Source organism: Pseudonocardia sp. (genome assembly GCF_025465255.1).
Lineage (GTDB): Bacteria > Actinomycetota > Actinomycetes > Mycobacteriales > Pseudonocardiaceae > Pseudonocardia.
Genome location: NZ_JAODNI010000130.1, coordinates 1 through 12337, shown reverse-complemented (window position 1 = coordinate 12337; position 12337 = coordinate 1). Strand labels below are relative to the sequence as shown.

The window sequence follows — 12337 nt, the reverse complement described above, 5'->3', positions numbered from 1 at the left end:
CCAGCACGTCCGGCCGGTCCCCGGGAGTCAGGATGTCGTAGTTCGCGAAATGCAGCTGAAACGACGACACCCCCGGCAACGTCCCGGCAGGCGCCCGGATCTCGGCCGGGAAGTTCGGCAACGTCGAGAGGTCGTTGCCGAAGGTCGCGGTCTCGGAGGTGAACCTGTCCCCCGTGAGCTGCATCCCGTCGCCGGAGTCCCCGGCGAATCGAATGACCACCCGGTCACGTTGAACCACCTCGGGGTCACCCTCGGAGGCGCGATCGACGGCGGTGTCGCTGGTCGTCATATCGAGGTCAGTCCCCGGTTCCGGTCGGGTATACGCATGTCCGGTCGAGGTTAACTCCCGGTGTCGCCGAGTGTCCGTCGACCCTGCCCGATGTCACACCGGTTTCGTTCCGCTGGAGCGAACGCGTCATCGCTTGCTGATCCGCTTCTGCAGGGCGGTGACCCGCTGCTTGAAGTCCTCGGAGTGGACGGACGCGGCCTGGGCGCGGACCTCGATCTCGGTGGCCTCGGCGTGCGAGACGGTGCCCGAGGTGACCCGCATGGTGGCCTTGGTGGTCTCGATGAGGCTCCGCGACGCGGACGCGGCCCGGGAGGCCAGCTCGTGCGCCCCGGCGAGCAGGGCGTCGTCGTCGTCGTACCGGCGATAGACCAGACCGACGCGTTCGGCCTCCGTCGCGTCCAGGACGTCGCAGAACAGGGTCAGCGCGGCCGCGGCCTGGGCGCCGATCGCGCGCTGCGCCATCCAGGTGTAGCCGCCGCCGGGGTGCAGGCCGAGCTGCATGAACCGGGCGTCGAACTTGGCGCCGGGCCCGGCGAGGCGGACGTCGCACGCCAGGGCGAGGTTGAGGCCCGCGCCGACGGCGGCGCCGTTCACCGCGGCGAGGGTGGGCAGCGGGCAGTTCGCGACGGCGAGGAAGCCGGAGTACACCCGGCGCAACGTCGCGGGGTCCGCGCTCTGCAGCTCGGCGAGGTCGCCGCCGGCGCAGAACGCGGGCGGTTCACCGGTGATGACGATCGCGCCGACCGACGGATCGGCGACCGCCTCGTCGAGCGCGCTCACGAGCTTCCCCGCGAGATCCAGGTTCATCGCGTTGCGCCGCTCCGGGTTGGACACCGTGAGCAGGGCGACGCCGTCGTCGACCTTCGTGCGGACTTCGGTACTCATGCTGTGATCCTGACACCGCCGGGTCGCTCGTGGGTGCCCGATGTGGCGACGTCGGTTACCGTCCGGTCGTGTCCCACCCCTCACCGTTGTCGGCTAGGCCCCTCGACGTACCGCCGGCCGCGGCGCGGCCGGCCCCGGTCCGGGGAGCTCCGGAGCCCGGGACGCCCGTCCCGCGGCACTACGACCGATGCTTCGCGTGCGGCGACGGCCCGGACGGCCTGCACCTGCGGTTCACGGCGGGCGAGGACCTCAGCGTGACCGCCGAGCTGCAGGTCCGGGAGGCCCACCAGGGCGCGCCCGGGCTGATCCACGGCGGTGTGCTGGCGGCGGCCTTCGACGAGACGTTCGGCGCACTGAACGCCTTCGTCGGCGAGGCGTCGGTGACCGGGCAGCTGAACACCAGCTACCGCAAGCCGGTGCCGGTCGGGTCGACCCTCCACCTGTGGGCGCGGCTCGAGGGCCGGGAGGGGCGCAAGCTCTGGATGCGGGCGACCGGACGCCTCGACGGGCCCGACGGTCCGCTGGCGGCGGAGGCGTCCGCGCTGTTCCTGATCGTCCCGCCGAGTCACTTCGTCGACCACGGATCCGCGCTCCCGGACCAGATCGCGGTGAATCCCTAGGAGGGCGCCGCGCCTCCCAGCCCACGCACCGGCCCGTCCCGGAACACCGGTCGGGCACGACTCGTTGACTCTGCAGACACCCGAGCGGAGAGGCGAGAGCGGCGTGCACAGGCACATGAACGGGCTGAAGACGGCGGTTCTCCTGGGCGCCATGAGCGCCCTGGTGCTGCTGGTCGGCGGGCTGATCGCCGGGCGGACCGGCGTGGTCCTCGCGTTCGTCGTCGCGCTCGGAATGAACGGCTACGCCTACTTCAACTCCGCGAAGCTCTCGCTGCGCGCGATGCACGCGCGCCCGATCACCGAGGCCGAGCACCCGGGCATGTACCGGATCGTCCGCGAGCTCAGCCAGCGCGCCCGTCAGCCCATGCCCCAGCTCTACCTCAGCCCGACCAACGCGCCGAACGCCTTCGCCACCGGCCGGGACGCCCGGCACGCCGCGGTCTGCGCCACCACCGGCCTGCTGGACCTGCTCGACGAGCGCGAGCTGCGCGCCGTCCTCGGACACGAGCTCAGCCACGTCTACAACCGGGACATCCTGATCTCCTGCGTCGCCGGGGCGATGGCCAGCATGATCGGCTTCCTGGCGAACCTGGCGATGTTCACGGGGCTGTTCGGCGGGGGCGACGAGGACCGGCCCAACCCGATCGCGATGATCCTCATCGCGATCCTCGGCCCGGTCGCGGCAGGGGTCGTGCATATGGCGGTGAGCCGGTCCCGCGAGTACCAGGCCGACGCATCCGGCGCGGAGCTCACCGGGGATCCGCTGGCCCTGGCCTCGGCGCTGCGCAAGCTCGAGTACGGCGTCGCCCGGGCCCCGCTGCCGCCGGAGCCGAGCCTCGTCTCGCAGTCCCACCTGATGATCGCGAGCCCGTTCCGCCCGGGGGAGCAGAGGGCGAAGCTCTTCTCCACCCACCCGCCGATGGCGGACCGGATCCGGCGCCTCGAGGAGCTGGCGCGGCGCTGACTCAGCGTCCGCGCAGCTCCCGGCGCAGGATCTTGCCGCTGACCGTCTTGGGCAGCTCGTCGACGATCTCGACCTGCCGCGGGTACTTGTAGGCCGCCATCCGTTCCTTCGCGAACGCGATCAGCTCCGAGGGTTCCGCGGCGTGCCCGGGCTTGAGCGACACGAACGCCTTGACCGTCTCGCCGCGGTAGTCGTCCGGGACCCCGATCACGGCGGCCTCGCGGACGGCGTCGTGGCCGTAGAGCACGTCCTCGACCTCCCGCGGCCAGATCTTGTAGCCGCCCGCGTTGATCTGGTCCTTCTTGCGGTCGACGATGTAGAACCAGCCGTCGGGGTCCATGAACCCGACGTCGCCGGTGTGCAGCACCCCGCCGGGCAGCGCGTTCGCCGTCTCGTCCGGCCGGTTCCAGTATCCCGGCACGACCTGCGGACCGCTCGTCACGATCTCGCCGACCTCGCCCGCAGGCAGGTCCTGCCCGTCCTCGCCGACGATCCGGACCATCGTGTTCGACACCGGCACCCCGACCGACAGCGCACCGGACACCGGGTCCACCGGCGCCCGCTCGCCGAACGGCCCGACGTGCGACGGCGACGTCGTCTCCGTCAGCCCGTAGGCGTTGTGGATGTACGGCCCGAACTTGCGCTCGTAGGCCTCGACGACCGCCGGGGCCACCGGTGCGCCCCCGCTGTAGACCTTGACCAGCGACGACAGGTCCCGCTCGTCGGCGTCGGGATGGTTCATCATCGCGATGAAGACGGGGATCGCCCCGACGACGAACGTCGCGCGCCAGTGTTCGACCAGCTCCAGCACGGTCCCGGTGTCGAACCGGAAGCCGAGCACCACGGGTGCCGGGAGGAGCAGCCCGAGCGCGAGATGCCCGATCAGGCCGGTGATGTGGAACAGCGGGGCGACGCCGAGGATCACGTCGTCCGGGCCGAGGCGGATCCAGTCGCGGTAGGTCTGCGCGTTGAACACGACGTTGCGGTGGGTGTTCATCGCGCCCTTCGGCGGCCCCGTCGTGCCGGAGGTGTAGGTCAGGAACGCCAGGACGTCGAGACCGGGCTCCGGGACCGCCGGCGGGGCCGCGCCCGCGTGCTCGTCGATCAGCTCCAGCAGGTCGACGGCGGAGACCGGCCGCATCCGGGCGCTGCCGGCCAGCAGCTTGGGCACCTCGCCGCCGAGGTACTCCAGCTCCGACGTCGTGATGATCGTCCGGACCGGCGTCGAGGCCTGCACGCTGTGCGCCACCGGGTACAGGGACTCCAGAGCGACCAGCACCGTCGCGCCGGAGTCGGCGAGGATCACCTGGAGCTCGCGTTCGCGCAGCATCGGGTTCACCGGCACGACGACCCCGCCGGCCTTCCACACGCCGAGCATCACGACCAGCCACTGCGGCACGTTCTGCAGGTACACCGCCACCCGGTCGCCCGGCTGCACCCCGAGGCCCGCGAGACCGGCGGCGAGCGCGTCGGAGTCCGCGTCCACCTGGCCGACGGTCCGGGTCGCGTGGAAGTAGTGCAGGAGCGGCCGGTCCGGATGGGCCTCGGCGGCGGCGCGGAACATCGCCAGGGCCGACGGGTGCTCGAGCTCGGTCTCGGGCGCGACCCCGGCGTCGTAGCGGGCGAGCCAGGGCCGGTCGTCGTAGACGCTCATGCGTCCCAGTCAAACGGCAGACGTGACCGCTGTCACGACTTTCCTAGGCGGGCGAGGCCGCCCCGTGCGCCGCCGCGACGGACATCACGTACTCGCCGTAGCCGGACTTGGCCTGGGCCTCACCCAGCTTGTAGCAGGCGTCCGCGTCGATGAAGCCGCGCTGCAGGGCGATCTCCTCGACGCAGGCGATCCGCACGCCGGTGCGGTGCTCGAGCACCTGGACGTACTGGCCCGCCTCGAGCAGCGAGTCGTGGGTGCCGGTGTCCAGCCAGGCGAAACCGCGCCCGAGGTCGACGAGCCGGGCCTCGCCCGCGTCGACGTACGCGCGGTTGACGTCGGTGATCTCCAGCTCGCCCCGTGGCGACGGCTTCAGCCCGGCCGCGATCTCGACGACCTGGGAGTCGTAGAGGTAGAGCCCGGTGATCGCCCGGTTGGAGCGGGGACGCGCGGGCTTCTCCTCGATGTCGACCAGCCGGCCGTCGTCGTCCGCGACGCCGACGCCGTAGCGCTCGGGGTCGCGCACCGGGTAGCCGAACAGGACCGCTCCTGCACCCTCCGGATCCGCCGCGCCCCGGGCGATCCGGGCCGAGCACTCGCGCAGCGTCTCGGCGAAGCGCTGGCCGTGGAAGATGTTGTCCCCCAGGACGAGCGCGCACGAGTCCCCGCCGATGTGCTCCTCGCCGATCAGGAACGCCTGCGCGATCCCGTCCGGCCTGGGCTGCGCGGCGTAGCTCAGCGAGAGGCCGAGCTCCGAACCGTCACCGAGGAGCCTGCGGAACAGGCCCTGCTCCTCGGGCGTGGTGATCACCAGGATCTCCCGGATCCCGGCCAGCATCAGCACCGAGAGCGGGTAGTAGATCATCGGTTTGTCGTAGACCGGCAGGAGCTGCTTCGACACGCCCCGGGTGATCGGATGCAGACGCGTGCCGGTGCCACCGGCCAGGATGATCCCCTTCATTGCCGGGAATCCTCCCACGCGAAACCGTCGGCCCCTTACGCCATGCTGCACCGGTGACCCAGCTGTCCATCACCAGCGAGTACGGCGTCCTCGGCGTGCGGGACGTGGACTTCGCACTCGAGCGGCTGCCGCCGTCGCCCGATCTCGTCGAGCTCGTCGAGCGGCACCGGGTGGTGAGCTGGGCACTGCCGCGGGGCCTGCGGGCGTCGGTCACGCTGCTGCCGCACCCGTGCGTCAACCTGGTCCTGGACCGCGGGAACCTCGCCGTCGCCGGTGTCGGGCGGGAGCGGTTCACCTACGCCTACGTCGGCGAGGGCCGGGTGTTCGGGACCAAGTTCCGGCCCGGGGCGTTCCTGCCGTTCCTGGGTGAGCCGGTCTCGTCGATCACGGACGTCACGATGCCCGCGTCCCGGCTCTGGGGATCCCCCGCCGACGAGCTCGCGGCCTCCCCCACCGGAGACGTCCCGGCGCTCGTGGACCGCGTCGAGGGGTTCCTGCGGGCGCGGTGGCCGGAGTCCGACCCGAACGTCGCGCTGGTGGGCGGCATCGTCTCCGCGTTGCTGCGGGACCGGTCGACGAGCCGGGTGGAGGACGTCGTCGAGCGGTTCGGGATCGCCCCGCGCACGCTGCAACGGCTGTTCGCACGGTACCTCGGGGTGAGCCCGAAATGGGTACTGCGCCGGTACCGGCTGCACGAGGCGGCGGCGCGGCTCGCGGCGGAGCAGGACCGGCCGTGGGCGGAGGTCGCCGCGGAGCTCGGCTACTTCGACCAGTCGCACTTCATCCGGGACTTCACCGCCGCGATCGGCCTGACGCCCGTCGCCTACGCCCAGGCGTGCCGCACGCAACAGGAGCCCATCAGCGCCTGAATCTGGGTTTCTCTTCGATATCCAGCTAGTCTCGGTGGCATGACGAACGTGCAGCTGGACCGGGAACGCGCCTACACCTGGGACGACCCGCGCGGCATGGCTACCGCGGCCGGGCTGGACGGGCTGACGCTGCTCCGCAGGATCGCGGACGGGTCGCTCCCGGCGCCGCCGATCGCCCAGACCCTGGGCCTCGGCCTGGAGTCCGTCGAGAACGGCCGGGTGGTCTTCGTGCTGACGCCCGCCGAGTACCACTACAACCCGATCGGCTCGGTCCACGGCGGCGTCTACGCGACCCTGCTGGACTCGGCGTGCGGCTGTGCGGTGCACAGCACACTGCCGGCCGGGGTGCGGTACACGAGCCTCGACCTCAACGTGAAGTTCCTGGGCCGGATGACCACGGACACCGGGCTCGTTCGCTGCGAGGGGTGGGTGGTGCACGCGGGTCGCAGCACCGTGCTGGCGCGCGCCGAGCTGCGGAACGAGGCGGGGAAGCTGCTGGGCGAGGCGACGTCGTCCTGTCTGCTGCTCCGCTGAGGGGTTTCGGTCAGGCGGCAGGGCAGTGCGTCTGAAAGCTGTGCGAAGCTGCGGCACGCCATCGCAGCAGCGGCGTCCTCGAACGGATGACGGCCTGTGGTCTCGCAACCTTCGATGATCTCCGGTTCGACACGTAATGGGGTGTTCGGCCTAGTTCGACAGGCCATCTGCAAGCCCCCGGAAGTGCCTCGACGCAGGAGGCGATCACGATGGCCCCATTCCGCCGGCCCAGCCCCATCCGCTTCGACGGATCGGTCTGCCGGGGCATCGGCCGAAGGACGCGGGCCACCCTGCTGGCCGTCGGCGCACTGGGCGTGGCCCTCGCGGTCGGTGGCTGCTCGAACGCGAGCGCGGATTCGCGGGTGCCGGCGTCCGCCGTGACGACGACCGCGTCGCCGACGACGACCGCACCCACCACGACGGCGGCGCCCATCGCCACGTACACCTACGCGCCGCCCGCCCCGGCCCGGGCGATCACCGCGCGGGAATGGGCGCTCATCGCCAAGAACCCCGACGCCCACATCGGAGAGCGGATCATCGTGCACGGCGAGGTGACCCAGTTCGACTCGGGAACGGGAGACTCCGCTTTCCGGGCCAACGTGGACGGAGTCGTGCACAAGGTGAAGTACGGCTACGCCGACTAACGAGACGAACACCCTCCTCGCCGGCACGTCGTCCGATCTGGCGGAGGTCGTGGCGGACGATCTCTTCACCGCCGAGACCACCGTCACCGGCTCGCTCACGTACGACACGAGCATCGGCGGAAGCGCGACCGTGCCGCAGCTACTGATCACCAAGATCACGATCACGGGCAGCACGGCCTGATGGATCGGGGTCGACCCGCGTCCGGGAGCGGTGCCGACGATGAGTTGTCGGTCCGCCGGCGGTCGTAGGGGCATGCTCATCATCGCCGGGCACCTCGTCGACCCCGCCGACCGGGACGGCTACGTCGCGGACTGCGTCAAGGTCGTCGAGGCGGCCCGCGCTTCTGCCGGGTGCCTCGACTTCGCGCTCACGGCCGACACGACGGACCCTGCTCGGATCAACGTCTACGAGCTCTGGGAGACCGACGAGGAGCTGATGGCGTTTCGCGGATCCGGGCCGGACGACGAGACCTCGGCCCGGATCCTGGACGCGGACGTGAAGAAGTACCGGATCTCGGCGGTCGAGGCGCCCTGACCCGGACCCTGCTCCGCTCAGCGGTAGTTCGTGAACTGCAGCGCGATCCCGAAGTCCTTGCCCTTGAGCAGGGCGATCACGGCCTGCAGGTCGTCCTTCTTCTTGCCCGTGACCCGCAGCTGGTCGCCCTGGATCTGGGCCTGGACGCCCTTGAACTTCTCGTCCCGGATGGCCTTGCTGATCTCCTTGGCCTTGTCCTGCTCGATGCCCTGCAGGATCTTGCCGGCGATCTTGTAGACCTTGCCGGAGATCGTGGGCTCGTCCGCCTCGAAGGCCTTCATGGAGATGTTGCGCTTGATCAGCTTCTCCTTGAAGACGTCGACCGCGGCCTTCGCGCGCTCCTCGGTCTCCGACTCGATAATGACGGCCTCCTCGCCGGCCCAGGAGATCGAGGTGTCCGTCCCTCGGAAGTCGAAGCGCTGCGAGAGCTCCTTCGACGCCTGGTTCAGCGCGTTGTCGACCTCCTGCCGGTCGACCTTGCTCACCACGTCGAACGACGGGTCGGCCATGGGTCCTCCTCGTACAAGCAGGCCCCTCTTCAGGGCCCGCAATCGGTCTGTCGTATCCTTCTCCCCGCACGTCGGCACGCCGACAAGCACCCGGCAGGTTGCCCGAGTGGCCAAAGGGAGCGGACTGTAAATCCGTCGGCTTAGCCTACGAAGGTTCGAATCCTTCACCTGCCACACCCCGTGAAAACGGCCCCTGAACTGCGGAAACGCAGTCAGGGGCCGTTTTCGTTGGTGTCCAGTCATGTTCGACTCCGTCCGGCTCTCCACGGGTGTTCGCGGTCGCTACGCGGTCGCGATCATGAACCGGGGTCCGGAGGGCGTTCTCGATCCGGCGGCGCGCCTCGTGCTCCTGGCCGGCGATGCACTTCGCGTAGACCCGGAGGAGGACGTCGACGCTGTGGCCGGCCCACTGCGCGACCTGCGGCGCGGGGACCCCACTGTTGAGCCACGTCGACACGGCCGCGTGCCGGAGGTCATATGGCCGCCGGGCGAGCGGCGAGGCGGTCTCATCTTCGGAGAGCGCAGCAGCCCGGGCAGCGGCCCACAAGCGGCCGTAGAGGCTCTCGGAGAGCGGGCCGCCACGCACGCCGCGGAACAACCGGCCATCCGGAGTCGTGCCGTGCTCGTCGAGGTGCTCACGGAGGAGCGTGCCAAGTTCGGGTGGGCAGGGGACGACACGAACCTCTTCGGCGCCGCGATGCTTGAGCTGCCTCGGCTCCCGCCGGGTTCTCGACTCGCTCCACGATCGCCCGGCCGACGGTGCCGACGTACTCAGATCGAGCTCACCCCACCCCCGCTTCGGTAGCGACAGAGATTCCTTCCGGAGATCCACCGCCTCACCTGGGCGCAGCGCGGAGTAGTACATCACCGCGAAGAACGCGACCAGAGGACCGCCGGAGGGCAGTTGCCGAACGGCGTCGAGGAGCTTGCGGGCCTGGCCGTGGTTGATCACAACTCTGGGGTTCACCGCCTCGGTGACCTGGGGCGCCCGCCACTTGATCGACGAGATCGGGTTGCCCGTCAGATGGCCCAACTCGACCGCGTACTCCACTGCGTTGTAGAAGATTGCCCGCTTCCGGCTCACAGTCGACGCCGCCGCCGGCTTCCCATCCATTCGCAACGCCAACGCGTCGAGAGCGGGCCGCAGGACCGTCGGGTCAGCAAGGTCTCCCACAGGTCTGGTGTTCCTCGACACCCACCGCTCCGCACGCACCAGCTCCGCTGGCGGGGGACCCTCTGACCGACGCCGTGCGTTGAAAGACCACCCGTCAGGAAGAAGGCCGAGGAGGCGCCCGAGACGGACGAGTACGCCGAGGACGAGGGCGCCGAGCCCGACGACATCGCCGAGGACGAGGAGACAGCCGAGGCGCCAGAGCCGCCTCCTGCTCGCCCCCGCTCGGAAAGGGCCGCGCCTGCGGGCGCGGGCGCCGCGACGGCGACCCTCAAGCGGAGGGCCGCCCCCGTCGCAGGTACGGCAGGCAAGGTCGCGGCCGGCCGCAGGAGCGGCCGGCCTGCTGACAGCAATGGCTGAGATGACGGAGAAGCCCGGCCTCGCGGACGGCCTACCCACGGACGCGCTGAAGGACGCCGGTCAGCGACTGCTGGGCCTGCTCGTCCAGCGTGAACTACCACCGGCCCGGCCGCGGTGACCGCGCGGGCTACGCCGACGCCAAAGCTGCGGGAACCTTCGATCGACACCACCACCCGCGGGCCTGGTGCGTGGTCGGTGATCCAGGCCAGCAGCTCGGCGAAACCGCTGCTGTCGTTGCTGACCGCCCCACCTTCCCGACCGGCGCCAGGAGTCCTCGCCCACCGGTGGCTCAGTCGACAGGCGTCAGGTGCGCAGGGTTGCGTAGCACCGGGTGCGGACGGCGACCCGAAGCAGCAGGTGGGTGGTGATGTAGTCGGCGTCGCGGCCGACGCCGCGCTGGCTGGTCTCCGTCGTCGTCGACGACGCTTTCACCGGAGCAGCCGCCTCCCGGCTGCAGGGGCCTACCCAATGAATGTGATGCATATCACATTGGCAGGTAAAATTCGATCATGTGTGGGGAGGGGGCGCCGGGTATCTCGCAGGTAGTGGCGCACCGCGACACGGACGCCGCTCCGGGAAGTCGCCAATCCCTCGGGCGCCACCTCCCGGTAGCTGAGGGAGATCGATAGCTGATGATGACTGTCCCGAGCGGAATCTCGGCCGCGAGCGGCGCCGCGGCCTCGAGCAGCCCGGAGACCCCGCGCAACGAGGCAACTGCGTCGACCCGCGCGCCGGTCGCGGCTCGGGGTCGCGGCGGCGATGTGGAAACCAGCCAGGGTAAGATCACGATCGCCGACACCGTGGTGTCCAAGATCGCCGGGTTGGCCACGAAGCAGGTCACCGGCGTCGCCGGCTTCGGTAGCGGCGCGGCGCGCGCGATGGGCGCTGTCCGCGAACGCATCCCGGGCGCGCGGGCCAGCAGCAGCCAGGGAGTGGCGGTCGAGGTCGGCGAACGCCAGGCCGCGATCGACCTGACCATCGTCGTGGAATACGGGGTGGCGATCGTCGAGCTGGCCCGCGCGATCCGGCGCAACGTGATCGGCTCCATCGAGCAGATGACCGGCCTCGAGGTCGTCGAGGTCAACATCAGCGTGGTCGACCTGCAGCTGCCCGGCGAGAACACCGGCGAGGAGCAGGCCCGGCAACCGGCCCGCGTCGGATGACTCCGAATCCATGACCGCCGATCCCACCAACCTGGGCACCACGGCCGCCGCGCCGATCGGGCGCGAGATCGACCGGCGGGTGGACCCGATCGTGGCCGCGGTGCTGGCCTGTCCGCTGGTCGCCGGCTTGCACGGCGGCCGGGATGGTCAGGTCGTCACCTATCTGCCCGGGCGGCGGATCGCTGGCATCCGCATCACCGTCGACGAGGTGGCCATCCACGTCGTCGCCTGCTACCCCGCCGTCATGGAGCAGGTCGCCGGCCAGGTCCGGCGGGCGGTCGCGCCGCTTGCGGGCGGGCTGCGGGTCGACGTGGCCACCGAAGACCTCGCGGTTCCCGGTGAACCATCGTCGGGCCCGCGGACCGACATCACCGGCATCACTGCCAGAACGAAGGAGCCCAAGGAGTTCTGACCCATGAACGGCACCCTGATCGGTTTGCTCGCTGGGCTGGCGCTCGGTTTCGCCGGCGCGTTCGGCGGGCTGGTCGCCTTCCTCATCGTGCTCGTCCTCGGCGCTGTCGGCCTGCTCGTGGGCCGCTGGGTCGACGGCGCGCTGGACCTGTCGAGCCTGACCGGCTCCGGTCGGGACCGGAGCCGTTGATGGCCCCGCTGATGGCTCCGCCCGCCACCCGGGGTGGCTGCACCGATGATCATGGAAACGCTGCGCCGCGAGAAGGGACGTGACCTGATGACCAACACCGTGACGCGTACAGCAGCACGCGCCACCGACGGCGCCCAGCAGGCCGGCCGAGAGCAGCGCGACGGTGGTGTCGCGCGGCCCGAGTAGAGCCCGCAGCTCCGCTCAGCCCATGTCCGCCGATGGCGCCGCCAGTTCGACGGGATGGCGCACGATCCCCACGTGTGGAGGCAGCTGGAAGGCATCACGAGCGTTGGCACGCCCCGTCGCGGGACGACACAGCCCAGCACGATGACCAGGCTGAACCGCGGCCGTCGGCCGCAGCCGACACGGAGGATCCGCGTTCACAGCGAAGCGCTCAGCCTCCGCAGGCGCGTGGGTGGTGGGTCAGGTGTTGCGTTTCGCGTCCCAGCCCGCGTGTCTGGTCCCAGCTGATGCTTGACGTTGGAGTCTCACCTGTTCCTTGACGTTCGGGCTAGGAAACTGTGCGGGTGCTGGCCTTCTGGGCCTTGTGGTTTCGGACCGGGAGGGTGGTGGTCCGCGCG

18 protein-coding genes, 1 tRNA gene and 1 pseudogene are annotated in these 12337 nt (G+C 70.6%); 13 read left to right on the top strand and 7 right to left on the bottom strand.

Annotation, left to right across the window (positions count from 1 at the left end; genetic code table 11):
- A pseudogene (locus tag JWP64_RS16055) lies at positions 1-289 on the bottom strand (2-oxoglutarate ferredoxin oxidoreductase subunit alpha); the annotation flags it as partial.
- A 126-nt stretch (positions 290-415) separates the two neighbouring features.
- A complete protein-coding gene (locus JWP64_RS16050; RefSeq protein WP_297497361.1) occupies positions 416-1174 on the bottom strand; it encodes an enoyl-CoA hydratase in 759 nt (252 codons plus the stop codon).
- A 68-nt stretch (positions 1175-1242) separates the two neighbouring features.
- Here JWP64_RS16050 and JWP64_RS16045 point away from each other — a divergent pair, with 68 nt between their 5' ends.
- Positions 1243-1794 (top strand): PaaI family thioesterase, encoded by a 552-nt coding sequence (locus JWP64_RS16045; protein WP_297497358.1) that lies wholly within the window; start codon positions 1243-1245, stop codon positions 1792-1794.
- A gap of 103 nt (positions 1795-1897) precedes the next feature.
- Positions 1898-2758 (top strand): zinc metalloprotease HtpX, encoded by an 861-nt coding sequence (gene htpX / locus JWP64_RS16040; RefSeq protein ID WP_297497355.1) that lies wholly within the window; start codon positions 1898-1900, stop codon positions 2756-2758.
- 1 nt (position 2759) lies between these two features.
- On the opposite strand, the gene JWP64_RS16035 is transcribed toward htpX, so the two are convergent.
- Both JWP64_RS16035 and rfbA read right to left on the bottom strand, forming a co-directional pair.
- Entirely contained in the window at positions 2760-4412 is a 1653-nt protein-coding gene (locus tag JWP64_RS16035; RefSeq protein WP_297497352.1) for an AMP-binding protein, read from the bottom strand.
- 43 nt (positions 4413-4455) lie between these two features.
- The gene (rfbA, locus tag JWP64_RS16030; RefSeq protein WP_297497350.1) at positions 4456-5370 is read right to left on the bottom strand and encodes a glucose-1-phosphate thymidylyltransferase RfbA; all 915 of its coding nucleotides are present in this window, start codon (positions 5368-5370) and stop codon (positions 4456-4458) included.
- A gap of 53 nt (positions 5371-5423) precedes the next feature.
- On the opposite strand from rfbA, the gene JWP64_RS16025 reads away from it, so the two are divergent.
- The 5 genes from JWP64_RS16025 (at position 5424) to JWP64_RS16005 (ending at position 7952) form a co-directional block, all read left to right on the top strand.
- Entirely contained in the window at positions 5424-6239 is an 816-nt protein-coding gene (locus JWP64_RS16025) for a helix-turn-helix domain-containing protein (RefSeq protein ID WP_297497346.1), read from the top strand.
- Between the two features lie 39 nt (positions 6240-6278).
- The gene (locus tag JWP64_RS16020) at positions 6279-6773 is read left to right on the top strand and encodes a PaaI family thioesterase (RefSeq protein WP_297497343.1); all 495 of its coding nucleotides are present in this window, start codon (positions 6279-6281) and stop codon (positions 6771-6773) included.
- 209 nt (positions 6774-6982) lie between these two features.
- The gene (locus JWP64_RS16015) at positions 6983-7417 is read left to right on the top strand and encodes a hypothetical protein (protein WP_297497340.1); all 435 of its coding nucleotides are present in this window, start codon (positions 6983-6985) and stop codon (positions 7415-7417) included.
- A gap of 49 nt (positions 7418-7466) precedes the next feature.
- On the top strand, positions 7467-7598 hold the full coding sequence (locus JWP64_RS16010; protein ID WP_297497337.1) for a hypothetical protein: 132 nt from the start codon (positions 7467-7469) through the stop codon (positions 7596-7598).
- A gap of 72 nt (positions 7599-7670) precedes the next feature.
- Positions 7671-7952, top strand: a complete 282-nt coding sequence (locus JWP64_RS16005) for an antibiotic biosynthesis monooxygenase family protein (protein ID WP_297497334.1) — start codon at positions 7671-7673, stop codon at positions 7950-7952.
- Between the two features lie 17 nt (positions 7953-7969).
- On the opposite strand, the gene JWP64_RS16000 is transcribed toward JWP64_RS16005, so the two are convergent.
- Positions 7970-8461: a YajQ family cyclic di-GMP-binding protein gene (locus JWP64_RS16000; protein WP_297497331.1), complete on the bottom strand. Its 492-nt coding sequence runs from the start codon at positions 8459-8461 to the stop codon at positions 7970-7972.
- Positions 8462-8553: 92 nt separating this feature from the next.
- Between JWP64_RS16000 and JWP64_RS15995 the strand changes: the two genes are divergently transcribed.
- Positions 8554-8635, top strand: a tRNA-Tyr gene (locus tag JWP64_RS15995).
- On the opposite strand, the gene JWP64_RS15990 is transcribed toward JWP64_RS15995, so the two are convergent.
- A complete protein-coding gene (locus JWP64_RS15990) occupies positions 8607-9656 on the bottom strand; it encodes a tyrosine-type recombinase/integrase (protein ID WP_297497328.1) in 1050 nt (349 codons plus the stop codon). The genes JWP64_RS15995 and JWP64_RS15990 overlap by 29 nt on opposite strands.
- 328 nt (positions 9657-9984) lie before the next feature.
- On the opposite strand from JWP64_RS15990, the gene JWP64_RS15985 reads away from it, so the two are divergent.
- Positions 9985-10110 (top strand): hypothetical protein, encoded by a 126-nt coding sequence (locus JWP64_RS15985; protein WP_297497325.1) that lies wholly within the window; start codon positions 9985-9987, stop codon positions 10108-10110.
- Between the two features lie 185 nt (positions 10111-10295).
- Here the strand turns inward: JWP64_RS15985 and JWP64_RS15980 are convergent, their stop codons facing one another.
- Positions 10296-10424 carry a hypothetical protein gene (locus JWP64_RS15980; RefSeq protein ID WP_297497323.1) on the bottom strand — a complete coding sequence of 43 codons (129 nt, stop codon included), beginning with the start codon at positions 10422-10424 and terminating at the stop codon, positions 10296-10298.
- A gap of 329 nt (positions 10425-10753) precedes the next feature.
- Here JWP64_RS15980 and JWP64_RS15975 point away from each other — a divergent pair, with 329 nt between their 5' ends.
- The 4 genes from JWP64_RS15975 to JWP64_RS15960 are packed head-to-tail and all read left to right on the top strand — an operon-like array spanning position 10754 to position 11942.
- Positions 10754-11155 carry an Asp23/Gls24 family envelope stress response protein gene (locus JWP64_RS15975; RefSeq protein WP_366890043.1) on the top strand — a complete coding sequence of 134 codons (402 nt, stop codon included), beginning with the start codon at positions 10754-10756 and terminating at the stop codon, positions 11153-11155.
- A 10-nt stretch (positions 11156-11165) separates the two neighbouring features.
- Positions 11166-11567 carry an Asp23/Gls24 family envelope stress response protein gene (locus tag JWP64_RS15970; RefSeq protein ID WP_297497320.1) on the top strand — a complete coding sequence of 134 codons (402 nt, stop codon included), beginning with the start codon at positions 11166-11168 and terminating at the stop codon, positions 11565-11567.
- A 3-nt stretch (positions 11568-11570) separates the two neighbouring features.
- Complete coding sequence (locus JWP64_RS15965) at positions 11571-11756, top strand: hypothetical protein (RefSeq protein ID WP_297497317.1); 186 nt, start codon at positions 11571-11573, stop codon at positions 11754-11756.
- 45 nt (positions 11757-11801) lie between these two features.
- A complete protein-coding gene (locus JWP64_RS15960) occupies positions 11802-11942 on the top strand; it encodes a hypothetical protein (RefSeq protein ID WP_297497314.1) in 141 nt (46 codons plus the stop codon).
- Positions 11943-12337 lie beyond the last annotated feature (395 nt).